The sequence below is a fragment of the Amycolatopsis sp. VS8301801F10 genome (assembly GCF_046195355.1).
Taxonomy (GTDB): domain Bacteria; phylum Actinomycetota; class Actinomycetes; order Mycobacteriales; family Pseudonocardiaceae; genus Amycolatopsis.
In genome coordinates this window covers 3,551,284-3,576,600 of the sequence record NZ_CP176065.1, presented here as the reverse complement: position 1 = coordinate 3,576,600, position 25,317 = coordinate 3,551,284, and the positions used below count along the sequence as shown (strand labels likewise).

At 69.0% G+C, this 25,317-nt stretch carries 21 protein-coding genes and 1 pseudogene; 16 read left to right on the top strand and 6 right to left on the bottom strand.

The features are described 5' to 3' along the window. Positions 1 to 38: 38 nt before the first annotated feature. The 10 genes from F9C11_RS17035 (at position 39) to F9C11_RS16990 (ending at position 11,076) form a co-directional block, all read left to right on the top strand. Entirely contained in the window at positions 39 to 1,064 is a 1,026-nt protein-coding gene (locus tag F9C11_RS17035; RefSeq protein WP_409185848.1) for an ABC transporter permease, read from the top strand. After that, the gene (locus F9C11_RS17030; protein ID WP_409185847.1) at positions 1,061 to 2,026 is read left to right on the top strand and encodes an ABC transporter permease; all 966 of its coding nucleotides are present in this window, start codon (positions 1,061 to 1,063) and stop codon (positions 2,024 to 2,026) included. Before F9C11_RS17035 ends, F9C11_RS17030 begins: the two co-directional genes overlap by 4 nt. After that, entirely contained in the window at positions 2,023 to 3,015 is a 993-nt protein-coding gene (locus F9C11_RS17025; protein WP_409185846.1) for an ABC transporter ATP-binding protein, read from the top strand. The genes F9C11_RS17030 and F9C11_RS17025 overlap by 4 nt, the downstream gene beginning before the upstream one ends. Beyond that, entirely contained in the window at positions 3,015 to 4,025 is a 1,011-nt protein-coding gene (locus F9C11_RS17020; RefSeq protein ID WP_409185845.1) for an ABC transporter ATP-binding protein, read from the top strand. Before F9C11_RS17025 ends, F9C11_RS17020 begins: the two co-directional genes overlap by 1 nt. Then, a complete protein-coding gene (locus F9C11_RS17015; RefSeq protein WP_409185844.1) occupies positions 4,018 to 4,962 on the top strand; it encodes a LysR family transcriptional regulator in 945 nt (314 codons plus the stop codon). The genes F9C11_RS17020 and F9C11_RS17015 overlap by 8 nt, the downstream gene beginning before the upstream one ends. Then, positions 4,959 to 6,659, top strand: a complete 1,701-nt coding sequence (locus tag F9C11_RS17010) for an ABC transporter substrate-binding protein (RefSeq protein WP_409185843.1) — start codon at positions 4,959 to 4,961, stop codon at positions 6,657 to 6,659. Before F9C11_RS17015 ends, F9C11_RS17010 begins: the two co-directional genes overlap by 4 nt. A gap of 36 nt (positions 6,660 to 6,695) precedes the next feature. After that, a complete protein-coding gene (locus F9C11_RS17005) occupies positions 6,696 to 7,766 on the top strand; it encodes a hypothetical protein (protein WP_409185842.1) in 1,071 nt (356 codons plus the stop codon). A gap of 52 nt (positions 7,767 to 7,818) precedes the next feature. Next, complete coding sequence (locus F9C11_RS17000) at positions 7,819 to 8,847, top strand: LysR family transcriptional regulator (protein WP_409185841.1); 1,029 nt, start codon at positions 7,819 to 7,821, stop codon at positions 8,845 to 8,847. Positions 8,848 to 8,896: 49 nt separating this feature from the next. After that, complete coding sequence (locus F9C11_RS16995; protein ID WP_409185840.1) at positions 8,897 to 9,286, top strand: hypothetical protein; 390 nt, start codon at positions 8,897 to 8,899, stop codon at positions 9,284 to 9,286. A 1,193-nt stretch (positions 9,287 to 10,479) separates the two neighbouring features. Continuing rightward, the gene (locus F9C11_RS16990; RefSeq protein ID WP_409185839.1) at positions 10,480 to 11,076 is read left to right on the top strand and encodes a TetR/AcrR family transcriptional regulator; all 597 of its coding nucleotides are present in this window, start codon (positions 10,480 to 10,482) and stop codon (positions 11,074 to 11,076) included. A gap of 4 nt (positions 11,077 to 11,080) precedes the next feature. Here F9C11_RS16990 and F9C11_RS16985 read toward each other — a convergent pair whose 3' ends face one another. Next, entirely contained in the window at positions 11,081 to 12,280 is a 1,200-nt protein-coding gene (locus F9C11_RS16985) for an MFS transporter (protein ID WP_409185838.1), read from the bottom strand. Positions 12,281 to 12,377: 97 nt separating this feature from the next. Here F9C11_RS16985 and F9C11_RS16980 point away from each other — a divergent pair, with 97 nt between their 5' ends. Continuing rightward, entirely contained in the window at positions 12,378 to 13,019 is a 642-nt protein-coding gene (locus F9C11_RS16980; protein WP_409185837.1) for a hypothetical protein, read from the top strand. Between the two features lie 446 nt (positions 13,020 to 13,465). Here F9C11_RS16980 and F9C11_RS16975 read toward each other — a convergent pair whose 3' ends face one another. Further along, positions 13,466 to 14,785 carry a carboxylesterase/lipase family protein gene (locus F9C11_RS16975; RefSeq protein ID WP_409185836.1) on the bottom strand — a complete coding sequence of 440 codons (1,320 nt, stop codon included), beginning with the start codon at positions 14,783 to 14,785 and terminating at the stop codon, positions 13,466 to 13,468. Positions 14,786 to 14,799: 14 nt separating this feature from the next. Further along, positions 14,800 to 15,705 carry an MBL fold metallo-hydrolase gene (locus F9C11_RS16970; RefSeq protein ID WP_409185835.1) on the bottom strand — a complete coding sequence of 302 codons (906 nt, stop codon included), beginning with the start codon at positions 15,703 to 15,705 and terminating at the stop codon, positions 14,800 to 14,802. A gap of 102 nt (positions 15,706 to 15,807) precedes the next feature. On the opposite strand from F9C11_RS16970, the gene F9C11_RS16965 reads away from it, so the two are divergent. Then, on the top strand, positions 15,808 to 16,677 hold the full coding sequence (locus F9C11_RS16965; protein WP_409185834.1) for a helix-turn-helix domain-containing protein: 870 nt from the start codon (positions 15,808 to 15,810) through the stop codon (positions 16,675 to 16,677). Positions 16,678 to 16,701: 24 nt separating this feature from the next. Here F9C11_RS16965 and add read toward each other — a convergent pair. Both add and F9C11_RS16955 read right to left on the bottom strand, forming a co-directional pair. Beyond that, positions 16,702 to 17,723: pseudogene (add, locus tag F9C11_RS16960) on the bottom strand (adenosine deaminase). Positions 17,724 to 17,861: 138 nt separating this feature from the next. Further along, positions 17,862 to 18,260, bottom strand: coding sequence for a hypothetical protein (locus F9C11_RS16955; RefSeq protein WP_409185833.1), 399 nt, complete (start codon positions 18,258 to 18,260; stop codon positions 17,862 to 17,864). 934 nt (positions 18,261 to 19,194) lie between these two features. Between F9C11_RS16955 and F9C11_RS16950 the strand changes: the two genes are divergently transcribed. The 4 genes from F9C11_RS16950 to F9C11_RS16935 all read left to right on the top strand — a co-directional run bounded on the left by F9C11_RS16950 (position 19,195) and on the right by F9C11_RS16935 (position 23,119). Further along, positions 19,195 to 19,425, top strand: coding sequence for a DUF397 domain-containing protein (locus F9C11_RS16950; protein ID WP_409185832.1), 231 nt, complete (start codon positions 19,195 to 19,197; stop codon positions 19,423 to 19,425). 147 nt (positions 19,426 to 19,572) lie between these two features. After that, positions 19,573 to 20,475, top strand: coding sequence for a Scr1 family TA system antitoxin-like transcriptional regulator (locus F9C11_RS16945; protein WP_409185831.1), 903 nt, complete (start codon positions 19,573 to 19,575; stop codon positions 20,473 to 20,475). Between the two features lie 30 nt (positions 20,476 to 20,505). Continuing rightward, a complete protein-coding gene (locus F9C11_RS16940) occupies positions 20,506 to 21,393 on the top strand; it encodes an SAM-dependent methyltransferase (protein ID WP_409185830.1) in 888 nt (295 codons plus the stop codon). Positions 21,394 to 21,538: 145 nt separating this feature from the next. Next, positions 21,539 to 23,119: a hypothetical protein gene (locus F9C11_RS16935; RefSeq protein WP_409185829.1), complete on the top strand. Its 1,581-nt coding sequence runs from the start codon at positions 21,539 to 21,541 to the stop codon at positions 23,117 to 23,119. Here F9C11_RS16935 and F9C11_RS16930 read toward each other — a convergent pair. Then, positions 23,094 to 25,292 carry an ATP-binding protein gene (locus F9C11_RS16930; RefSeq protein WP_409185828.1) on the bottom strand — a complete coding sequence of 733 codons (2,199 nt, stop codon included), beginning with the start codon at positions 25,290 to 25,292 and terminating at the stop codon, positions 23,094 to 23,096. The two genes, F9C11_RS16935 and F9C11_RS16930, sit on opposite strands and share 26 nt — an antisense overlap. Between the last annotated feature and the right edge of the window lie 25 nt (positions 25,293 to 25,317).

Below are 25,317 nucleotides of genomic sequence, written 5' to 3'. Positions count from 1 at the left end.
TTTTGCCGACAGGACGGTGAAACCGAGGGGGTGGCCAGGTGACCGAACCCCAGGCCGCCGGGACCCGGGCGGAACCGGAATCCGGCGGCGGGCCGTGGCGGCGGGGAATCCGGGCGCTGCTCGGCAATTCCCGGGTGATGGCGTCGGCGGCGGTCCTCGTCGTGATCGTGGTGCTCTGCCTGCTCGCGCCGCTGTACGCCAGCCAGATCTCCGGAACCGATCCGTTCGTCGCCGACCCGGTCGGCACCACCGTGCTCGACGACGGAACCGTGGCGCCGTTGCTGCAACCCGCGTCCCAGGGCGTCGGCGTGCTGCCGATCGGCCCGACCGGACAGGCGCATTTCCTGCTCGGCGCGGACGGGGACGGCCGCGACGTCGCCGCGCGGATCCTCTACGGCGGCCGGAACACCCTGGTGATCGGCGTGCTCGCCGGCCTGGTCGCCTGCGCCGGAGGCCTGGCGGTCGGGCTGCTCGCCGGATACGTCGGCGGCGTGGTCGACGGGGTGCTGTCCAGGATCCTGGACGTCGTATGGGCGTTTCCGGTGCTGATGCTGGCGATTTCCCTTTCCGCGATCAGTTTCGCGTCCGGGATCAGCCTCGGTTTCGTCCGGATCAGTTCCGGCAGTCTCGCCTTGCCGGTCCTGATTATCGGAGTGGTCTATGTGCCTTATGTCGCGCGACCGGTGCGCGGGGCGGTGCTGTCCGTGCGCGCCGCGGACTACGTCGGCGCGGCCACGTCCTACGGCGCCGGGCACGGCCGGATCATCCGCCGGGAAATCCTGCCGAACGTGCTGTCCCGGGTGCTCGTGCTGTTCCCGCTGATGGTGGCGACCGCGATGCTGCTGGAATCCGGCCTGTCGTTCCTCGGCATCGGCGTGCATCCGCCCGCCGCGAGCTGGGGCACGATCATCGAGGACGGCACGCAATTGCTGCGCAACCGGCCGCTGATGGCGATCGTGCCCGGTGCGCTGCTCGCGATCACCGTGTGCGTGCTGAACATCCTCGGCGACGCGATCCGGGACGCCTTCGACCCGAAGGCCGAGCTGCGGATGCGTGCCCGGTGATCGGCTACGTCGTGCGCCGCGTGTTCTCCGCGGCGGGCGTGCTGATCGCGGTGAGCGTCCTGGTCTTCCTGATCTTCTTCAAGACCCCGGGCGTCGACCCGGCGCGGCAGATCGCGGGCAAACAGGCGACCCCGCAGGTGATCGCGCAGATCCGGGCCGATTTCGGCCTCGACAAGCCGTTGCCTGCACAGTACTTCGAGATGATGAAGCGCCTGGTCGTCGACCGGGACCTGGTCTCCTACACCGATCGCGGCCCGGTGCTGTCCCGCGTCGCCAAGGCCGTTCCGGTCACGCTGTCGCTGGTCGGCGGGGCCGCGGTGCTCTGGCTGCTGCTCGCGCTCGGCGCGGGCACGCTCGCCGCCGTCTTCCGCGGCCGCGCGGTCGATCCGCTGCTGATGGGGCTCGGGCTGATCGGTATGTCGCTCCCGGTGTACTGGCTAGGCGGCGTGGTTAACCTGCTCACCCAGGGCACCTGGCATACCAGCGTCTTCAGCTGGCTGCCCGAACTCGGCTACACGCCGATCAACGTCGACCCGCTGAAGTGGTTCGGGCAGCTGCTGTTCCCTTGGATCACGCTGGCGATCGGCACCGCCGGACTGTACGCACGCGTGCTGCGGGCCGACCTGATCGAGGTCGACCGGTCCGAATTCGTGCTCACCGCCCGCGCGAAGGGCCTTCCTGAATCCCGCGTGCTGCTTCGCCACGTGCTGCGGAACTCGCTGATCCCGTTCGTCAGCCTGTTCGGCCTCGATCTCGGGGCCATGCTCGGCGGGGCCGCGGTGCTCACCGAGCAGGTGTTCGGCCTGCCCGGGGTCGGCAACCTCACCTTCCACTCGCTCAGCCGGTTCGACCTGCCGGTGCTGATGGCGGTGACGCTGTACGGCGCGTTCGCCGTCGTGCTGGTGAACCTCCTGGTCGACCTCGGTTACGCGGCGCTTGACCCGAGGATCCGAGTGCGATGACGACCTTGTCCGCGGAAGGCCTGACCGTCGAGTTCCGCACGCGCAGCGGCTTGGTGCGGGTGGTGGACGACGTGTCGTTCTCCCTGCCGGAGGGCGAAACCCTCGGCGTGGTCGGCGAATCCGGCTCCGGGAAGTCGGTGACCATGCTCGCGCTGCTCGGCCTGATCCGCGACAGCAACGCGATCGTGCGCGGCCGGGTGCTGTTCGACGGCCAGGATCTCCTCGCCCTGCCGCCCAAGCGGAGGCGCGAGTACCGCGGCAGCCGGATCGCGATGATCTTCCAGGACCCGATGACGTCGCTGAACCCGGTGTACCGCGTGGGATGGCAGATCGCCGAACAGATATGTCACCACCAGCGCGGTGGCAGGCGAGCCGCCCGCCGCCGCGCGGTCGAACTGCTCGACCTCGTCGGCATCCCGAGCCCGGACGCCCGTGCGCGGGACTATCCGCACCAGTTCTCCGGCGGCATGCGGCAGCGGGTGATGATCGCGATGGCACTGTCCTGCGAACCCGACGTCCTGATCGCCGACGAACCGACCACCGCGCTGGACGTTTCGGTGCAGGCGCAGATCCTGCGCATCATCCGGGACCTGAGCGCGCGCATCGGGACCAGCGTCGTCCTGATCACGCACGACCTCGGTGTGCTCGCCGGAATCGCGTCGCGGATACAGGTGATGTACGCCGGACGGATCGTCGAGCAGGCACCGACCGCGCAGCTGTTCGCCCGGCCGCAGCATCCGTACACCGTCGGGCTGCTCGGCTCGATTCCGCGGCTGGATGTTCCCCGGCCGACCCGGCTGCCGTCCATCGAGGGCTTGCCGCCGCTCGCGGCCGACATCGGGCCCGGCTGTGCGTTCGCGCCGCGTTGCCCGGACGCGCAAGCGGTGTGCGTCCAGCAACGGCCGGTTCTGCTGCCGTCGGCCGCGGAGCATTTCCACGCCTGCCTGCTGCGGCACGCGCCCTCCCCGGACGAAAAGAGAACCGCCTGATGTCCGAACTCATCAGCACCACCGACCTGGTCAAATGGTTCCCGGTCCGGCGAAACCGCTTGGGCCGTCCCGCTCGGCTGCACGCCGTCGATCGCGTCACGCTGTCCGTGCGGCGCGGCGAAACGCTCGGTCTGGTCGGCGAATCCGGCTGCGGCAAGTCCACCCTCGGCCGGTGCCTGGTCCGGCTGTACCGGCCGAGCAGCGGGTCGATCAGTTTCGCCGGCAGAGATATCAGCCGGACCGGCCGGCGCGGGCTGCGCCCGGTGCGCCGGTCGGTGCAGATGATCTTCCAGGACCCGTACGCCAGCCTGAACCCGCGCCGCCGGGTCGGCGATTCGGTCGCCGAGCCGCTGCGCGTGCACCGGCGGCCCGCGACCCGCGCGGACATCGCCGAACTCCTTGTCCTGACCGGGCTTTCCGCCGAACTCGCCGACCGGTTCCCGCACGAGCTGTCCGGCGGCCAGCGGCAGCGCGCGGTGATCGCGCGAGCGCTGGCGCTGCGGCCGCGGGTCGTCGTCGCCGACGAACCGGTGTCCGCGCTGGACGTCTCGGTCCAGGCGCAGATCCTGAACCTGTTCGACGACCTCAAGGAGCGCCTCGGCCTCACCTACGTGTTCATCGCGCACGACCTCGGCGTCGTCCGGCACACGTCCGACCGGGTCGCGGTGATGTATCTCGGCCGGATCGTCGAACAGGCACCGGTCGTTGAGATCTTTGCCGCGCCGCACCACCCTTACACCGCGGCGCTGCTGGCGTCGGTGCCGATCCCGGACCCGGCGGCGGGCACGGGCTGGCGGGACACGACGCTGGCCGGAGACGTGCCGAGTCCGCTCGACCCGCCGCGCGGCTGCCGGTTCCACCCGCGCTGCCCGCGCGCCACCAGCGTGTGCCGGACTGCGGAACCGTTGCTGGCCAAGGAAAACGCCCGCCACGAGGTCGCCTGTCACCATCCGCTTGAGCCGGCCGTCCAGGTGGCGCCGGCCGAACCGAAGGCCGCTCGCGATGACTAGCGCCGAGACCGACCAGTCCGCCCGTCCGACGCTCCCGCAGCTCGCGGCGCTGATCGCGATCTCCGCGACCGGTTCGTTCGCCGGGGCCGCGACCGCGCTCGGCTGCACGCAGTCGGCGGTGAGCCAGCGGGTCGCGAGCCTCGAACGCGGGCTCGGGGTCCTGCTGGTGCACCGGTCCCGGCAGCAGCGCCGGGTTTCGCTCACCGAAGCGGGCGACACTCTGGTCGCCGCCGCGGAGCAGGTCGGCGGGATCCTCTCGGTCGCGATCAGCCAGGTGGAGACGATCCGCAAGGGCCTCAACGCGACCGTCCGGATCGGCCTGTTCACCAGCGCGAGCGAGCGGGTGATCCCGCCGATGATGGCGGCGCTGCGGCGGCAGCCGGTCGACTACCGGATCGAATTGGTGGAACTGGACCAGCAAGCCGAAGTGTCGCGGCTGGTGCGCAACGGGGACGTCGACCTCGCTTTCGTGAAGCTGCCGATCGCCGATCCCGCGCTGCTCACCGCGGAACTCATCACCGACCCCTTCGTCCTGCTGACGCCGGCCGGCGCCCCGCCGGTCTCGCCCGGCCGGCTCGCCGGGCTGCCGCTGATCGGCCTGCGCGGCCAGCGCGACCCGATGGAGGCCTGGGCCGCGTCCGCGGGCGCGGAGCTGAACTGGGTGCTGGAGATGGAAACCAACCACGCCGTCGAGGCGATGGTCGCCGCCGGGCTCGGCTACGGCGCCGTGCCGCGGCTCACCCTCGGCGGCCGGACTCCCGGCGTGCGAAGGATTTCCCTCGCCGGCACCGTGCCGGCGCGGACCGTCGGGATCGCCTGGCGGCGGTACCACCCGAGGCTGGCGTTCATCCGCGGGGTCATCGACATCATCCAGCGGGTGTGCGCCCGTTCGGCGGAGATCCTGCCGCCGGTCGACGGCGAAGGTCTGGCGCGATGAGACGGAACCCGGCCGTGCTCGCGGCGCTGGTGCTCTTGGCGGCGAGCGGATGCGCGGTGGACGACACGCTGGATCTGACGTCGGTCGCTCCCGGCGATCGCGGACATCAGGGCGGGATCGAGGTTTTGCTGTCCTCGGGCAATGTCGGCACCGCCGATCCGATGGTCAATTTCTCCACGTCGTCCTGGACGCTTTTCACCGCGACCTACGACGGCCTCACCGCGTTCACCAAGTCCGGTCCGGAAACCGGCCAGCACGTGGCACCCGATCTCGTCACCGAAATCCCGAAACCCGCTGCCGACGGTCTCAAATGGACCTTCACCCTGCGCTCCGGCATCCGGTTCAGCGACGGCCGCGAGGTTCGGCCGAAGGACGTCAAAGCGTCCTTCGAGCGGATGTTCAAGGTGCACGGGCCGACCACGTCCTCGCAATTCGACCTCCTCGCCGGCGCGAAGGAATGCCTCGACGCTCCGGAAACCTGCGATCTGTCACAAGGCATCACGATCGACGAGACGACCAACAAGATCACTTTCACGCTGACCGAACCGGATCCCGAACTCCCCCAGCAACTCGGGCAGCCGCTGGCGTCGATTCTGCCCGCGGACACCCCGCCCGCCGACGTCGGCTCGGACGTGGCGAAACTGCGCTCGACCGGACCGTATTACTGGGCGAGCTACGATCCGACCGACCGCGTCGTGCTGAAACGCAATCCGTATTTCCGCTCCTGGTCGCCGCTCGCTGCCCCAGAGGGATATCCGGATCAGATCGTGCAGAAATTCGGCCTCGAACCGACCGACCAGATCACCGCGGTGATCAACGGCCAGGCCGATCTCGCCGCCGACCAGCCGCCGCCGGACCGGTTGAACGAGATCAGCGTCGACCACCCGCGGCAATTGCACCTCGACCAGCTCGGCCACGTCTGGTATTGGGCGTTGAACACCCGGATTCCGCCGTTCGACAATCTCAAGGCCCGGCAGGCATTGAATTACGCGTTCGATCGCAACTCGGCGGTGCTGCAGGCGGGCGGCCCTGGGCTGGCCGTGCCGACCTGCCAGATCCTGGTGCCGAACATCCCGGGCTACCAACAGTATTGCCCGTGGACGAGCAACCCGGGCCCGAACGGCCGCGGACCGTGGCGCGGCACTGATCTCGCGAAAGCGAAGCGGCTGGTCGCCGAATCCGGTACCGCCGGATCCGCGGTTTCGGTGGTACCGGGAAAAAACCGGATGCATATCGCGATGGGCGAATACATGCAGACGCTGTTGACCGATCTTGGCTACCGTGCGACGCTGAAACCGATGGACGAAGGATTGCAGTATCCCTTCGTCCAGAATTCCGGAAACCACGTCGAAGTCGCCTTGACCGACTGGTCCCAGGACTATCCGGCTCCGAGCGATTTCCTGAAAGTGCTGACGTCCTGCGCCTCGTTCGTGCCGAATTCGGACGCGAGCCCGAACGTCGGCGGCTTCTGCGATCCGGCCGTCGACGCCCGGATGGCCGAGGCCTCGCGGCTGGCCAACACCGATCCGGACGCGGCGAACGCGCTGTGGGCCGAAGTGGACCGCGCGGTCACCGATCAGGCTCCGTGGGTCTCCATGTACGTGCCGAAATGGATCGACTTCACCTCGGCGCGGCTCGGCAATTACCGGTTCAGCGGCCAATTCGGCTTTCTGCCCGGAGTCGCCTGGTTGCGCTGAGCTTTCCCCGGAAGTCCCGCCCAGCGAAGGAGTGGCATGCCGAATCCCGACGGTTCCTCTCGATACGCACCCGACGCCGCCACGTTGCGCCGGCATCTCCTGCCGCTGCTCGCCGCGCGCGGGCCGTCCGGCTACGAGGACGAACCGGTGCGCGCCTGGGTCGAATTGGCGGGCGAATTCGCGGACGTGCACGTCGATCCGCTCGGCAGCGGGCACGCGGTGGTCAATCCGGGCGGCAACCCGCGAATCACCCTGATCGGGCACATCGACGAAATCGGGCTGAGCGTCAGCCACATCGACGACGCCGGGCGGCTGTGGGCGGTCAGCATCGGGTGCTGGGACGCTGCGATCCTGTACGGCCAGCACGTCGTGGTACTCGCGGAAAACGGCCGGGTGCCCGGCGTGATCGGCACCGCGCCACCGCATTTGAACGACGGTGATTCAGCCCCGAAAATGGCCGATTTGTGGATCGACATCGGCGCCACCAGCCGGGCCGACGCGCATTCGGTGGTGACGGTCGGCGACCCGGTGGTGTTCGGCGCGCCTCCGGTCGACCTACGCAACGGCCGGATCGCCGCACCGGCGCTGGACAACCGGCTCGGCGCGCTGGCCGTCCTCGAAGCAGCTCGCGCAGCAGCCGCGGCAGCGGGCACCGCTGAGATCTCAGCGGTCGCCAGCGTGCGCGAGGAAACGAGCTACCACGGCGCGATGGGAGCCGTTTACGCGACGGAGCCGAATTTCGCGCTCGCGATCGACACCACGTTCGCCAGCGACATCCCGGAAGACGGCATCGAACGCAAAACCGGCGACCACCGCCTCGGCTCCGGCCCGGCGATCGGCCGCGGCGCCGTCACCGACGAACCCATGGCACGCACCTTGCGCACCCTGGCCACAGAACTCGGAATCCCTTACACCATCGAGGCATACGGCGACGAAAGCGGCTCGGACGCCGATGCCATGGCAGCTGTCGCCGCTGGTATCCGTTGCGGCGTCATTAATATCCCAATCCGGCACATGCACAGCTCCGGCGAGGTGGCCGATCTCGCCGATCTGGCCAGTACGATCGATCTCGCGGCCGCGTTCTGCCTCGCCGGAGGGACCCGATGAGCCGCCCGCAGCGGGAACCTTGAGGATCCCGCCCTCGCAAGGAGGCCAGTCCATGACCGGCGCGGAACGACGGAACCGGCTCGGCCGGGTGGTGCTGGACGCCATCTGGTCCGACGGAGGCCGGCTCACCCTGCTGCAGCTGAGAGCCCTTTACGCGGTCGCGAACGAAGGCTCCTTCGCGGCCGCCGCGGTAGCGCTCGGCTGCAGCCAGCCCGCGGTCAGCCAGCGCATCGCGTCGATCGAACGGAGGCTCGGCGTCGTACTGGTCCGCCGCATGTCCGGGCAGCGCCAGGTGCGGCTCACCGACGCCGGGATCGCCCTGGTCAACGCCGCCGAACAGGTGCAGGTCGTCCTCCGCACCGCGACGAGGCACATCCAGGACATGCGCGACGGCCGCGAGCCGACCGTCCGGATCGGCGTGTTCTCGAGCGTCGCGGTGCGGGTGATGCCGCTGGTGCTGGCCGCGATGCGCACCCAGCAGCTGCCGTGCCGGATCAAGCCCGTCGAGGTCGACGACGATGTCCGCCTGCAGGAACTGCTGCGGTTCGGCGAGATCGACATCGCGTTCGTCATCTTCCCGCTGCAAAGCGGGGAAGCCCACGGCCTGGAACTGTTCAGCGACCCGTTCATCCTGCTCGCGCCCCGCGGCTCCCCGCTGGCCTCGGTCGCCCGTATCCGCCCGGCGGACCTGCGCGGCCTGCCCATGGTGTGCCTGACCAGCGAACAGCTCGAGGTCGCCGCCGAACTCCGCCGGCAGGGCATCGAACCGAACTGGGTCTTCGGCACCGACAAGATCCACGTCGTGGAACCGCTGGTCGCCGCGGATGTCGGGTACTCGATCGTGCCGCAACTGGCGCTGGGGCAACGGCATCCGGGCGTCACGCGGTTCTCGCTGAGCGAGATCGTCTCGCCGAGGGAGATCGGGATCGCCTGGCCGCCCCACCACCCGCGGCTCGGCCTGCTGCTGCGGGTGGCGGACGTGATCCGGGGCGTGTGCGCGGATCCGGCGGACATTTTGCCGCCTATCGACGAGCCTGGATGCGCTGCCGCGTCAAGCAACTCCCACTCGGTCCTGCGCTGAGTCCACCCGGTGGGCGGAAAGGTCCGGCACCGGCAAACACCGCTTCGTCGTGCGTCGCCACGACGACCACCCGTGGCTGATCGCAAACGACCAGCAGGAAACGGAAACCAGCGGCAATGCCTGGTCGGTCGCCGAGGCTCGGGACTTGTATCGGTTGCTCGACCAGGCAGGCGCGATCTTCGTCGTCGCCGCCAACTACGAGCCGGGGCACGCCGCCGGACCCTCCGTCGCGGCGGCCGGTGCCGCCGATCCGGGCCAAGCCGCATTACCTTGGGCAGTAACCGATCCCGACCACCACGGCCAGCACCGAGACGATCGCGCCGCACACCGCTTTCCCCGCTGCTGGAACGGCGATCGCCAGGCCGAACGGCGAACGATGGCGCGTCCTGTGGCTTATTGCGGAGTTCTTTGCCGAGATCCGAAAGGCACACCCGATTGACGATGCGCAGTCTGATTCCCCGCAGCCAGGAGGTACGCCAGAATTCTCAGCATTGGACCAGCTTCCGCCGGTCGCTCGCCGCGCGGCGACTCCCGATTCGACCAATCGGACGCCTGGCGACCATTGGCACGCCGATGTTTCCGGCTTGCTTTCCATCGAGACGGTCGCTGAACCACTGCGCTGTCCGCCGCGCGCCCCTGCGCAAGACTGAGTTCGCCGGACAGACCCGTCCGGTCGCCACCAGCAAGGCCTATTCGCGGTCGGCTTGGGCATGCCGCTGCGGTGGAGATGCGGTGCCGGGACCCCGTTGGCCCGGCACCGCACCGTGGTGATCGTGCCCGGAGACGTCAAGCCACGATCACGCGTTGGGGTTGCAGCAGGGGCAAGCCCAGCCGCCCTGACGCGGGCGTTGGACCAGAAACCCGTACCGCTTGTCCTTGGCGGCTCCGATGGCCGCCGTCGAGCGGTGGCAGTTCTTCGGGTGGTTGCAATCCGAGGAGCAGCCCTTCCCGACGCGACAGCGACGCGTTCGCGGCCGAACGATTCCCGCGGACCTGACGACCGCGAGCGAAGCGACCGAAGCCACCCCGGCGATCTTCAGAGACGCAGGCCCCATCGTCATGATCCCCATTCTTTTCCACCCCCTTGAGCGGGCCGCTCCGCTTGGCCTGAGCGAAAACCATTCAGGTTTACCCCGGCGCGGTAATGCCGGTCGGGAACAGCCGCGTCGCGCCCATCGGCCCCCAACGCCGACGGGACGTGTGCACCGGACCATTCCGGCGGGCAGACGCGGACGAGAAGGACCGGCGCATACGCACCGTCGTCGTGAGCCCGCTGACCCGCGGCGACAGTTATTTCGTCACAGAGCGCCGCGGCTCGTGCGCGGCGTGAAGAAAAGCGGTGAAAACACCTGGGATCCCCCTAGCGCTCGACTCCCCCATCTGACGCTGGAACAAAACACTACCGAACGTGCCCGCAATCGGCCAAACGTCTTTTCGCGACGTCACTGGGATGGCGTAGCCGTTCCCGCAGCGTCGCGCCGGTTACTGCCACTCAGACCAGCCAGCACCGCCGAATGCCGCCGGGTGCTTTCCTCCTTGCTTTCGGCGGATATTCGGCACCCGTTTCCGAATACCGTCCGCTGCCGGACTGGTAGAATCGCGGGACAACCGCGGACAGGAAGGACCCGCGCGGTGTCACGCGCTGCAGAGCCGGAAACGCCCGTCGAGCGCCCCGGCGCCTACCGGAGCCGCTTCACCGGCGCGCTGGAGTCGCTGCTGGCGGAAAAACGCTTTCCGAAGATCACGATCGGCGACCTCGTCGGCCGGGCCCACACCTCGCGCCGCGGCTTTTACGAGCATTTCGACTCCAAGGAAGCCTGCCTGCTCGCCCTGCTCAATGAAGCGGCCGAATCCGGATGCGCGCAGATCTCCGCCGCGGTCGACCGCACCGCCCCGTGGCAGACGCAGGTCCGCCAGCTCGTCACGGCCTGGATCGGCGTCGTGGACGCCCGACCGGCCGTCATGCTGAGTTACCTCCGCGACGTACCGCTGCTGGACGCCCCGATTTCCGCCGGCCTGAACCACGACGCGTACGTCAACGTCGTACGCGCTATCTCGGGCGGCGAAGAATTCCAAGAGTCCGGAGGTGCTCCGCTGTCGCGAGTCCGCGCCCTGGTTCTGTTGGGAGGACTGGGAAAACTAGCCGAGGATGCGCTGCAGCACGGCGAAGCGGCAAGCACGCACCTTGAGGAAGCGGTACGGGCCGCGCTTCTTCTTGCCGCTTCGTGATGTCTCAACTCACCGGAGCTGATACCGCATCGGCCCGCGTCCGGTAGGCCAGGGTGACCACAGCCGCGCCCGCGATCACCGCCGCGGTGCTGAGGGCCGTCAGCGGCCAGCCGATCCGCTCCGCCGCCGTCGCGCCGAAGGCGGTGCCCAGGCTTCCCCCAGCGAAATACACCACCATGTACGCACTGTTGAACCGCGCTGGCGCGTCCGGCTCGATCGCCAGGACCGTGCTCTGATTAGCGACCTGCGCGGCGAAAAGACCGGCGTCGAAGAGAGCCAGACAGACCAGCGTCGAAACAGTGCTCGGCAGCGCGAAGGCAAGCACCGCACTGGCAACGCCAGCGAGAATCAGTCCACAAAGGACGACCCGGCGAGCACCCACGCGGTCGGTCCAAGCGCCCGCGACCCGGGTGGCGAGAATTCCTGATATGCCAGCGAAAGCGTACAAGCCGATGCGTTCGGCGGAATACGAGAACGGCGGTTTGGACAGAGCGACCGCGATCCCGGACCACACCGCGCAGAACGCGAAGAACCAGAGCGTGCCGCGCACTGCCGCGAGCCGAAGAGCCGGATAACGCAGGTATAGTCCGGGAATCGAGCGCAAAGTGGCGAGGTAGCCACGATTGTTCGCACCGGCCACCGGCGGAAGCACAAGCAGCACTGCGACCGCGACCACCGCGCATCCGGCGGCGAAAACGCCCAGCATCGCGCGCCAGCCGATCAGGTCGGTCAGCCAGCCGCCGACGATCCGGCCCGCTAGGATTCCCGCTGAGATACCAGCGGTGACGATTCCCAGCGCGGTAGCTCGCCGGTCCGGGCTCGCCAGCCGGGCAGTCACCGAACTCAGTCCGGCGCCGACCGACGAGCACGCGCCAAGCACGCCGAGCACCAGGCCGAGCAACCACACCTCGCCGACGATCGCGTTCAGTCCCAACGCGATGGCGAGCGCGCCGAACTGTGCGGAGAGGACGTAGCGCGGCGGAAACTGATCGACGAGCGGCACCAGCAGCGCGAGTCCGCACAGGTAACCGATCGGCGCGCAGGCGAGCGCGATCCCGACCGCGCCGAGCGACGTGCCGAGCGCGTCGGCGACCTCGGCGATGGCGGGCTGCAGCGGGTAACTGGCGGCGGTGCCCAGCGCGGCGGCGAAGGAGACGAACCCGACGACCGAACCGCGAAGACGCGGGGTGAGATCTGAATGCACGGGCCGAGCGTAGAAAGGACGGAACGGCAAGCGCTGGCGAGAAACCGCCATCACCCATGCTCGCGCGAAGGACCGGACAAGGTGCCGCGGTTGTGGGATGATCGAGTTCCATGACGACGCCACCACCTGTGTCCGCCGAGCTGCTGGGGTCCAGACAGTTGGCCGGGTCATGACCGGCGAGCGTGCGCGGCAGGTCGACGTCGGACGGCTTCCCGCGGACGTCGTGGACCTCATCGACGCACTCGGCCCCGGCGAAAACCTCGTCCTCACCAGGGACGGCGACCCGGTCGCGACGATCTCCAGCGCTGGTTCGCGGCCCGGGCCCCCGCGGACGGAGTACGACGACGTGACGGTGGTCGCCACCGCGATGAAGCTCTCGGCCTCGGCCCGGATGTCGCTGTCCGCCGAACTCGGCCCCGACTATCTCGTGCTCGACCTGCACTCCGCGCCGGCCACCGCCGACGTGCTGCTCGTGCCGCCGGTCAGCCCGCAGCTGATCGGGAACCTGCGGGCGAAGTTCCCGAAGGCCCGGGTCGTGCTCGCCGAGGTCGAGGACGCGGAACTGGGCGTCAGCTACCACGGTCCGGTCCGGCGGCTGCTCGACGCCGGCGCGGAGACCTACCTGACCTCGGCGAACGTCCCGCACCTGGCGCGGCAGCTCGACCACGCCGTCACCCAGCGGCAGCAACTCGCCGCCGGGACTGCCGCGCCGTTGGAGATCGGTCCCGCGGATTCGTGATGTTCCAGCTCCCCATCTCTGCCGCTCGGTTCGGTGCCGCCAGGCCAGGGCGGCGAGACCGAACCGAACCCGTCAGCCGGGTCGCGGAGACAGGTGCGGAAGCCGGGTTCGACGTTGTCGTGCATCCGGTAGCCGGATCCGCGGCGCGACGAACCCGATGGCCTCGCGGGCCACGCGCCGACGTGCGTGTGCGCGTTCACCGACCACTCCGCGCCGCTGTCCGATCATCGTCGGGAGCACCTGCTGGGAGCAGCGGAAGGAACCGACGGTTCAGCGCCCAGCCACCCGCCAATCAGGACGGCGCCGCCGAGGTCGCGCGACCTGGTCCGGCGTCGGTGAGATTTCGCCGCCCCGCAGCGACTGGTCCCGAAACAGCTCCGGACCGTTGTCGCGTACCGCATCCGAGATAGCGAATTCGCCGCCCCGCGGTTTCCCTGCTCCGACTTTCAACCGCCAAACCGACGTATCTCACGCCGCCGCTCGTCATATGCCACCCACCCCGGTTTCCCCTCCTTCGCGAACGCGACCCACGCGCCATGCACCTCCGCGGCGAGACCGGCCGGAGCGGCGTCCGGGCCGAGCAGGCCGGTGTCGCCGTGCAGCCACGGTTCGTCCGCGACATCGAAGACGAACGGCAGCTCGACCGTATGCGCCGCACCGAGCCGTCCGTCCAAGGCAGTGGAGCGGTAGCCGAACGAATAGACATAAGTTCGGCTCGTTGATATCTCAGCGTGCGCCTGTGCCATCCGAGCGGTGCCAGCTCCGAACAGCAACTCGCCCAGCTGGTCGGCGGGACCGTCCGGTTTTCCCTGCGGCACCAGGTACAGCCGCCCCTCCTCGGTGTTCGTGCCGATCAGCAGGTCGACGTCGTTGACCAGGTTGTCCGCCGGCTGCACCGGCAGCACCAGGCTGAACGCGCTCAGCCCGGCAAGCGGGTCCGCGGCGGTGGCGGTACGCAAGTCCAGCCCGGCGAGGGCGGGCAAGATATCCAGAAACCGTTCGTCTGAGATCTCAGCGAACGCCGCTGGAGTCGCTTCAACACCCAGCGCGGCAGCCGCAGCGGTAGTGACCCGGCGCGCCTGCTCCGGAGTGAACGCACCCGTGCCGCTTCCACTTTGGACAATCGCGCGGCGGAACAGCCCCTGCGCTTCCGGAGTCGCGAGCAACGCACCGGTGAGCGTGGCCCCGGCGGATTGCCCGAACACCGTGACGTTCCGCGGATCCCCGCCGAACGCGGCGATCGAGTCGCGCACCCAGCGGAGCGCGGCGATGACGTCGAGCAGCCCGCGATTGTCCGGAGACCCTTCCAGAGCAAGGAAACCAGGAATGCCGAGCCGGTAGTTCACCGTCACGAGCACGATGCCGTCGCGAGCGAAGGCGCTGCCGTCGTAAAGCGCGGCGCGGGTCGAACCGGTGACGAACCCGCCGCCGTGCACGAAGACCATGACCGGGCGGTTACCAGCGTCCGCGGCTGGCGTACGAACGTCGACCGTCAGATATTCCTCGCCACGCACCCAGCCCGGACCGAAGTACGGAGTCAGGTCGAGTCGCCCGAAGTCGCGGACGGGCTGCGGAGCGGTCGGCGACGGCTGAGTACCGTCGCGGACTCCGGACCAGCCCGGATGCGGTTCGGGCCGAGCGAACCGGCCGGGCCCGACCGGGGCCGCCGCGTAGGGAATGGCCCGGTAAAGCTCCCCTGCTTCGTCAACAATGCCGCGCACCGCGCCCGCCGCGGTCTCGACAATCGGATTTTCCCACTGAGACACCAGAATCACTTCCTTCAGGAGATCCGGGAGAACCCGGCCCACTTCTTGATCGCGAACTTCGCCCCGTCCCGCTCGACCTCCGCCGCTCCCGATCCGGGAAAGTGCGCGGGGAAGAGCAGCGCGTTGTCCTCCGCGGCCCGGCCGAGCAGGGTGCGCCGAGTCGCCCGCGCCTCGGCCGGGTCCTCGCAGAAGCAGGAGTTGGTCTCCGGCTCCGCGATCTGCAGCGGGGTGTGCACCAGATCGCCGACGAACAGGGCCCGGTCGCCGCCGGATTCCAGCGTCAGCACGGACGAACCAGGAGTGTGCCCGGGAGCGAGGTCGAGGCGGAGATTCTTGTCGATCCGCCAGGTCCCGTCCCACAGCTGGACCTGCCCCGCCTCGCGCACCGGGGCGACGCTGTCCTCGAAGACGTTCTGGTTGCCGCGGCCGAGCACGGTCTCGTTCTCGTTGGCCGGGTCCCAGAACTCGAAGTCCCGCGCCGGCATCAGGTACGTGGCGTTCGGAAAGGTCGGCACCCAGTCCCGGCCCTCGAGGCGGGTATTCCAGCCGACGTGATCGATATGCAAGTGGGTGTTGATCACGACGTCAACGTCCTCGGGTGAGATACCAGCGGCGGCGAGGTTCTCCAGGTAGCTGGTGTCGAGGCGGCTCCACACCGGCGCGTACGGCCGGTCCTTGTGGTTGCCGACGCCGGTGTCGACCAGAATCGTCCGGCCCTCGCTGCGCAGCAGCCAGGACTGGATCGCCGACTGGCATTCGCCGGTGTCCGGGTCCCAGAAATCGGGGGCCAGCCAGCCGCGGTGCTCGTCCCACGCGCCCGCCGGGCTGTCCGGGAAGAACTGGCCCGGACTCATCTCGACCGACCCGTAGAACTCCTTGACGCGGGTGACCGTGACGTCGCCCAGAATGATCTCGTCCATGCGACCGAGCCTGGGCGGCCCGGGCGGCCGGGACCACTCCCGCGTTTTCCTACCCCGCGCAGGGAGTGGCAGTGATATCTCACGCGGTGGATAGTGGAATCCATGACCGCCGGCCCACTCGGAGACTTCCTGTACGCACGACGCGCCCGGCTGCGCCCCGAGGACGTCGGCCTGCCCGACGTCGGACCGCGCCGCCGGGTCGCCGGCCTCCGGAGGGAGGAGCTGGCGCACCTGGCCGGCGTCAGCGTCTCGTACTACACCCGGTTGGAGCAGGGCCTCTCGCGCGGCGCGTCAGCCGAGGTACTCGACGCGATCGCTCGCGCCCTGCGCCTGGACACCCACGAACGCGCCCACCTCGACCGCCTCGCCGACGCGGCCCGCCGCACTCCTCAGCCACGCCGTCCCCGCCCGGAGAAACTGGCCGACGAAACGCGCGACCTCCTCCGCGCGGTCGACGGCGTCCCCGCGCTGGTGCTCGGCCGCCGGACGGACGTGCTGGCCTGGAACCGCCTCGGCCACGCCCTGCTGGCCGGGCACCTGGACCTGGCCCAGCGCCCAAACCTGAGCCGGATGCTGTTTTTGGACCCGCACTGCCGCGAGCTGTACGCGGACTGGAAACGCAAGGCCCGCGCAGTGGTCGGCAACCTGCGCATCGCCGTCGGGAAACACCCGGACGACCCGCTGCTGGCCGAGCTGATCGGCGAGCTGACCATGAAAAGCCCGGAGTTCGTCTCGCTGTGGCGGGACCACCGGGTCGGCCCCTGCGACGCCGATTCGTACGAACTGCGCCATCCGGTGGTCGGCCGGGTGACGGTGACGCAGCAGACGCTTTCGGTGGCTCGGTCGCCGGAGCAGGTGCTGATCGTGTGCACGACGCCGGCGGGGTCGGCTTCGGAAGAGGCCTTGAGCTTGCTTCGGCAGGTCAGCGAACAAGCGACGGACGCGGCCGAACCGGTGCGCACCGCGAGCTGAGCGATCCGCTCCACGACCTGCGGATCAACCAGGTTCCCCGGTCCCGCTCACCAGGTCGATCTCGGCCGTCACCTGCGACTTGGCCGCCGCCCCTAGGAACGAAGCCTCCACCGCGTTCTTCGCCAGCTGAGCCACCTCCGCCGCCCGCAGGCCGAGCGCCGTGGCCACCGCAAGGTACTCGCCTTCGAGCGTCGCGCCGAACATCGGCGGGTCGTCGGTGTTGAGGGTGACGACCAGGCCGTGGTCGAGCATGCACCGGACCGGGTGGGCGGCGATCGAGGGCGCCTGGTGGGTCCGGACGTTCGAAGTCGGGCACACCTCGAGCGGGATCCGGTGTCCGGCGAGATATCTCAGCAGCTCCGGGTCCGCCGCGCAGCTCGTGCCGTGGCCGATGCGTTCCGCGCCGAGGTCGTGCACCGCCGACCAGATCGTCGCCAGGCCGCTCGTATCGCCGGCGTGCGGGACGCTGTGCAGGCCTGCCTCGCGCGCGGCGGTGAAAAACGGCTCGAACTGTGCTCGGCCGACGCCGATTTCCGGGCCGCCGAGGCCGAAACTCACCAGTCCGTCCGGGCGTTCCCGCAGCGCGAACACCGCGGTCTCCCGTCCGGCTCGGACGCCGTTTTCCCCGGGAATGTCGAAGCACCAAGCCAATTCCACGCCGTGCTCCGCCTTCGCGCCGGCGCGGCCTTCGACGAGCCCGGTGAGCAATTCGTCGCCCGGCATGCCGTCGAGGACGGCGTGAGAGTCACTTCGGCGTAGCGGACGTTCTGGCGGGCGAGTTCAGCGGCGAGGCCGAGCACGAGCGTGCGGATGTCGTGGCGGTCTTTCAGCATCGATTGCACCGCCCGGTACACCGTGAGGAAATGCTCGAAATCGCGAAATGCGAAGAAATGTTCCAGCTCCGCGCGATCCGCGGGCACGCCCGCTTCCGGATGGCGGCGGGCGAGAGCGAGAACTGTGTCCACGCCGGCGGAACCGACGAGGTGGACGTGCACTTCGGCTTTGGGCAGGGCGTGGATGAAGGCGCGCAGGCTTTCGCCGGGCATGAGGAAGCTCCCTGAGAGAGGAAGAGGTGTCGGAGAACGAAAAACGGGACGACTCAGGGAGCGAGGTCGGCTCCGTAGAGCGGCAGCTGAAACTCCGGCACGGGATCCACTGCAACGGAGCGCCCGGAAGAGAAAAAGCTACCGGCGATGGCTGGGCCGGGCCTGGTTGAACAGCACCGCGCTGCAGATCAGCACCAGCCCGGCGACCGCGACCCCGACCACCGGGCTGATCAGCAGCGCCACGGCGCTGATCACGCTCGCCGCGAAAGTCACCTGCACACACCCCCACAACACCGGGGCCAGCCACGACAGCGTCTCGGACGCCGCGCACACCCACCGGCGCCGGGCGACCGGCTTGCGATGCCGTCCGGGGCCGCGGCGGGCGAAGACTTTCGTCGCGGCGGCCAGCATCTCCTCGCGGGTGGCGATGCGGCGGCCGCCGCGCGCCGGGGCGACCGCCGCCCCGAATTCGACGCGTTCCACCCGTCCGGCGCGGTCGTCGTCTAGCGGGCCGGTGTTCTCCAGCGGTACAGTCATCCGGTCTGTTCCTTTGCCTAGAAGGGGATAGCAGACGTCCGCGTGGCCCCCTGTTCCAGCAGGGGGCCACACCTTTTTCTCCGGGCGCGTGTCCCAGTTCCCATCTTGGTCACGAGTGCGCGCAGACCTCGATACCCACTGACGGTTGTCTCGCCAAGCGGCGCGCAGCCGTCGGTTAACGGCAAAGAGACACGGCGAACTACGGTGCGCGAGACCAGTCCACCGGTTCAGCGCGGCAGTCGCGGTAACTTCGGCGAACACGAACTCCCCGGCCTAACTTCGGATCTCCGCCGGCGAACCGCGTTCCGACCTGCCCCTGCCTGCGTTAACAGCCGCGCCGCGGCATTGCACGCGAAGCCCTCGGCAGGGGCGGAAACGCTCGTCGGACCGGGAGACAGCGGCGATTCCTAGCGCATCGGGAACACATTTTCATCACTCACAAGAGTGGTAAGGTGCGGTTGCCGTCCAGCGCTCGCAGCAGAACTGCGACACCCCGCCACCGAGAGCCCTGACCAGTGATTTCCCCGCGAAAACCCGGACCGCCGGAGAACATTGGCATTCCGCCAACCCACCGCGAAGTTCCCCGCTCATCGCATCCGTCACGACATCTGCCGACTGGAATATGCATGGCTGACCGGCCTGGGCAGAATATTCTGACATGCCTGGCCGCGACGGCTTCCGGCGCCCCGGCCCCGGCTCGCCGGAAAGCCGCCGAGCAGCCCATAACCCGGTCCCGGCGGGCAAATCCCGGCCAGGAAAAGGACAGAGCCGGTATCCTCGATCACCGCGAGAAAAGTGTCCCGACGCCAAACAGGTGAACCTATCGGGCCATTTCGGCATGGCACAAGTCCTCGCCTTGCCTTCGGCATATTCCGTCCTCGATGCTGAGGTTGAATATTCCGGAAAAGGTCAACGGCTTGACAAGGACGAAACCATGAGTTCTTACGATCCGAACACCGTGGGTTCTTCGCTCGACGACACCGCCTGGCAGCGGCCGTCGGCGTGCGGCGGCAACGGCGGAGACTGCGTCGAGATCAATCTCAGCGATCCCGACGTCGTCGCGCTGCGGGATTCCAAGATCGGCCGTTCGCCCGCGCTCGTCTTCGACAACCGGGAATGGGCGGCATTCGCCGGCGCGCTGCGCGAGGGGCAGTTCGACCGCTGAGCGCGCCGATCGCCCGCCCCGGTCCCCCATTCGGCACCCCGTCCGGGCTAGCCCGTCCGTCTTGGCCGCGCGTAATACGAGGGACTATCATGAATTCGTGCCCGGAAAAGGTGTCGTTTTCTCCCCCGATCGGACGGCTCGCGTCTCGTGAGCCGGCTTTCGGTCGAGGCCCAGCTTGTCGAACTGGGCAGAACTCTCGTCGCCGCCCGCGTCGAACGCGGGCTGACCCAGGGCGAACTCGGCGACGCCCTCGGCTACACGCAGCCGAACATCAGCAAGATGGAGCGCGGCAAGACCCGGATCCATCCGCATTTGCTCGACAAATGGATCGACGTCCTCGGGATCGATTCCGCCGAGGCGGAGCGGATGCGGCAGTACAACCAGGCCGCCCGCGCCGACCGGGTGTGGAACGCCCGCAGGCTCGCGGCCAGCCCGGCCTGGTTCCATCCGGTGTTCGAAGCCGAGCAGGAAGCCGCGATCGTCCTGAAGTGGACCGGCGAGCGCATCAGCGGGATGCTGCAGACCGAGGACTACATGATGGAGCAGTTCCAGGCCTACGGCCGCACGGACGTGACCGACGCCGTGCACGAGCGCAAGCTGCGGGCCAAGCTCCTCGACGACTACCCGGACCGGACGTACAAGTTCATCCTCAGCGAAAGCGCGGTCCACCGGCTGACGCGGGCGCGCACGGACAATCCGTACGTCGCGCTCGGCCAGGTCCGGCATCTGCTGAACCTCTCCCGGAACCATCCCGGGGCGACCATCCGGTTCGTTCCGTTCGACAAAGGCCCGTTGCACGTCGGCCCCGATTTCACCATTTTGCAATTCGCCAACAACAAGCTCGACCGTTCGTTCGCCGAAACGTCGAACGGCGTCCAGACGTTCATGAACGACACGGAAACCTACGACACCGATCTGCAATCGTGGGAATCCCTTTCGAGTGTCGCCCTTTCGGCGGAGGAATCGGCAATTCTGCTGGAAGAGGCCGAGGCGGATCTGCTCAGCACCCGTCCGCCCGCTCCCCGCAGGCCCGGAGAGACGCTACGCTGATCCCGCGCCGTCGACCACGAGGAGAAACTGGTGACTGGCCTGGAGCACGAGTCTTTTCCGCCGCCGGGGATCGATCTCAGCCATCCCAGCGTGGCCCGCGTCTACGATTATTATCTCGGCGGTACCGCTCATTGGGAAATCGACCGGCAGTTCGCCGGGCGCATGCTGCGCGATTATCCGATGGTGCGCCCGATCGCGCGGGCCAACCGCCGTTTTCTGCACCGGGCGGTCCGGCATCTGGTGCGCGCGGGAATCCGGCAGATCGTCGACCTCGGTTCCGGCCTCCCCACGATGGGGCACGCGCACGAAATCGCCGAGCAGATCGCGCCGGGCGAGGTGCGGGTCGCGTATGTCGACAGCGAACCGGTCGCCGTCGCGCATTCCACCAGCCTGCTGCGGGAAACCGGCGACCCCGCCCGGCAGGTCGCCCTGCACGCCGACCTGCGCGACCCGCGGCGGCTGTGGTCCCTGCTCGCCGGGTCCGGCGTCATCGACCTGGACCGGCCGATCGCGCTGCTGCTCGTCTGCGTCCTGCACATCCGGCAGCCGCCCGCGCCCGGCAGCGGAAGCACCGCCGACCTCGGGCCCAGTCTCACCGCCGAGTACCGCGATCTCCTGGCGCCCGGGTCGTACCTGGCGCTGTCCCACGTCACCCACGAGGGCGTCCCGCCGCACTGCGAGCAGCTGCTCGCCGACGCCAAGGAGCGGTACGCCGAGGCAGGCATCGACCTGATCTACCGCAGCCGGCGCGAGATCGCCGGCCTGTTCGGGGATTTCGCCCTGCTCGAGCCTGGTATCACCTGGACCCCGCTGTGGCATCCGGAGGAGGGCGGCCCGGACGACCAGACCTTCCCGCCGGAGAAGGCCAACGAGGCGCTGCTGCTCGCCGGGGTGGCGCGCAAGGAGCCGCGACACTGATCTTCCGACCACGGGCGGTGGTCGCGGGCGCTCCCGCGGCGGCCCGGCGCGGCAGGTAGGCTTCACCAGTGTTTCGCCAGGTGATGTGCCCAGTTTGATGGCCGATACCTACCCCCCCCCCGGACTTTTGTCACGGAGAGTGCCCGTGGATCCTGGGTTCGCCCACTGGTTGACCGTCGGTTTCGAGCGCCGGGTCCTGGTGGTTGTGCGGACCGTGACGACGCTCAACCGGTTGCTGGACGTGCTCACGCTCTTCGGCGGCGACCACCGCGTCCAGATCGTGTTCACCTTCGACCGGGAGCGTCCGGCCATCCTCGGGGCGGGGGTTCCCCGGCTGCTGGAGCGGCTGGGCGCCGCGGTGCTCCCGTGGCGGCAGGCGGTCGCCACCGAGTTCGATCTCGCGATCGCGGCCAGCGAGAACGACGATCTCCACCTGCTCCGCGCCCCGGTCGTCCTGCTGCCGCACGGGATCGGGCACCAGAAGTACTACCCCGGCAGTTCGGTCGTCGCCGGGCTCAATCCGGAACGGCTCGTGCACGACGGCGAGGTCGTCCCGGCGCTGATCGCGGTCGCGCACGCCGAGCAGCGCGACCAGCTCCGCGCGGCGAGCCCGGAGGCGGCGGAGCGGGCGGAGGTCGTCGGCGATCCGTGCCTCGACCGGCTCGTGGCCGGCGCGCACCGGGCGGACGAGTACCGCGCGGCGCTGGCCGGACGGGGCAAGCGGCTCGTGACGATCGCGTCCACCTGGGGTCCGTCCTCGGTGCTCGGACAGCGTCCCGACCTTCCGCTCCGGCTCGTCGCCGAGCTTCCGGTCGACACCACGACGGTGTGCGCGATCCTGCATCCGGGCATCGCGGCGGCGCACAGCTCGTGGCAGCTCGACGCGTGGCTCGCCGAGGCGAAACAGGCCGGGCTGCTGGTGATTCCGTCCGAAACCGGGTGGCAGACCGCGATTACCGCGTCCTCGTGCGTGATCGGTGACGAAAGTTCGGTGTCGCTCTATGCCGCGGCACTCGATCGGCCGATGCTGATGGCCGGGAGCCCTTCTCCGGCAACGGTTCCCGGCTCTCCCGCCGCGCTGCTCGCCGCGCGCGCGGACTCGCTCGCCGACGACCGTCCGCTGGCCGCGCAGATCGACGACGCGATCGACCGGCACGTTCCGGGGAGCTACGAACCGATCGCCAAGCAGGCGGTCGCGGTCCCCGGGAAATCGGCTGAGCTGGTGCGCGCCGCGTGCTATCGCCTGATGAAGCTGCCGGAACCGAGTTCGCCCGCGGAATTCGCCAGCTACCCGGTCACCCCGTCCGACCGGACGGAACCTGCGGCGTTCGTCGCGGGCCTCCGCGCACACGGGTCGACGGAGGTGCTCGTCCGGCTGCCCGCGACCGAGGTGCCGCAGCGACTGCATCATCTGCACGTGCTCGCGCACCACACCCGTGCGTCGCTGCGCGAATTGTCGGCGGCGGCCGTCGTGTTCACCGACGACGCCGAGGTCGACTTCCCGGACTGGGCCGCCGCCGTCCTCAAGCAGTGGCCGGACGCGCGATTCGCCGCTGCCCGGCTCGAAAACCGTTGTCTTGCCGCGGATCGGAGCGGTCGCCGGTACGAACTGATCCCGGCGTCTCGCCAGGTCGATCCGCTCGCGACGGTTTCGATGCTCTACTTAGGACTGTCCGAACTGGACTTCGGACGGCAGCGGGTCAGCGTAGCGATTCGAATTCAGTGAAATACTCGTTCGTCCGCGGGTGACCGAGCTTCCAGGCGTCGCCGGCCAGCTGTCCCCACGCCGTGCGAGCGGCCTCCAGCTGGCCTTCCTCGGCGAGGAGGCGCGCCTCGATTTCCCTGACCTCCCACTGGTATTGGTCCGCGCCGGTGGATTTCAGCTCGGCGCGGGCCCGGCTCCAGCACTCACGTCCGCGCCCCACGTCGCCGAGCGCGAGGAACGCCCGCGCGGCCACCATGTCCAACCGGCTGAGGTTGCGTCCGGTGGCGTGACGGCGGCCGCTGTCGATCTCGGCCATCGCTTCCGCCGGACGTCCGGCCTTGATCAGCACCGAAGCGAGCATTCGATGGTGAATGCCGAGCGCGTAACCGTGTTCGAGGTGCTGGTCGAGCGCGATGGCTTTCCGCAGCCAGCCCTCGGCTTCGACGAGCAGGCTGGCACGCTCGGCGGCTCCCGGAGCGAGAGTGTCGGCCCGTTCCTCGAAGAACCGCGCCCGGAATTCCGCCACTGACGCCTGCAACCGCTCCCGCCGCGCCGGTCGGAGGTGCACGACTTCGGCGATCTCCCACGCCTGCCGAAGATCGGCCTCGGCGGTGTCGAAAGCCCTTGCCAGGAACCAGGTTTTGGCGCGCATGGACAGCGTCCGCGCGTAGAGCGCCTGCGGCTCGCCGTCGGCGAGCGCTGCCGCCGCGCGCACCGCGAGGTCGCTGATTTCGGCGTACTCGCGCCACAGCCAGCGCGCGGTGATCAGCACTTCCAGCGCGCCGGCGAGCTGACACACCTCCACGTGCTTCCCCCGCCGAGCGGCCGCGCGCACCACCTCGGTAATCAGGCCCAAATGCCGGTGCAGCCAATCGATCCGGTTTTCCGCGAGTGTCCACGACAGACCGGGCGGCACCACGTACTCGCGCAACCGTCCGGCGTCGCCCGCGAGATCGGCGGCAACGGCTCGGTCCCGGACATGGCTCAACAGCCGGAGAAACGCCGCGTCGCGGTCTGCCGGAAGCTTTGCCGCATACTGAGATACCAGTGCGGTGAGCCGGTGCCAGCCGCCGACCTGTTCGGTCAGCATCGCGCTGACGACCGCGTCGAATACATCGTCCGGCATCCCGAGATAGGCGACCGCGGTTTCCCGGGTGAACCAGTGCCCGGGGAATCCGGCCAGCAACGCGACCGCTTCCGCAGTTTCCGGTGCCAGGGAAGAGAAAGTCTGGTCGAGCGAGTCCTTGACGACTCCCTCGGCGTCCACGATCCCGTTCGCCCGGTAATGCTCGAGGACTCCGTTGACCGGATACGGATCCCCGCTATGCCGCGCGAGACTCAGGCCCACTTCGCGAATCGCGGACGGCATCCGGCCGGACATTTCCAGCAGCGCGTCGGCCGCTTCGGGTTCGGCATCGAGCCGGACCGCCCCGCAGTAGTGCGCGAGCATTTCCCGCGCGCCCTCGGGTTCGAGGCCGCCCAGCAGGATCGGCGAGGGGTCGAGCGCGTCGAGGTCCCGGGTGCGGACGGAAGAGGTGGCCAGCACGAGGTTCATCCGGAAGGGCCGGAAGAGTTCGACTTCGCGGGCCGAAACGACGTTGTCGAGGATGACGGTGAACAGCCGGGTCGCCAGCACGGAGCCGAACTGCTGGTCCAGACCAGCGTCGTCGGTGGCGATCTCGCCGCCGGGAATGCCGAGCTTCAGCAGTGCCTGGCGTTTGACGAGCGCCAGATCCACGACCGCGCCCGTGCGCATTTCCGCGATGTCGATCTCGATCCAGCCGCCCGGGAACCGGTTGCGCAGGAGCCCGGCGATCTGCCGGGCAAGCTCGGTTTTCCCGGACCCGACCGGACCGTAAATGAGGCAAACCCCGGATTCGCGCGGCGCACGAAGGTGTTCGGCGTGATTGAAAAACGGCTCGACACCCTCCGCCGCCGGCGGCCGCCGCTCCGCCGCGTTCACCAGCGCGACGGCCTCCATCAGTTCGGCGCGGAACACCGGATCGTCCTGGCAAGCGGCCAGCACCTGTTCGCGAAGATCGGCCACGGTGCCCGGCCCGGAGCCGAATTTCGCCCCGAGCTTGGCCCTGGCGATGCCCGCCAGCCTCCCCAGCCCTTTGTCGACCCGCCCGACCAAGGCGGTGGCCAGCAGTTTTGCCGCCTCAGTGGAAAACACCGCAACCGCGTCGATCAAGCCCCACCCCTAGTTCCTCGTACGC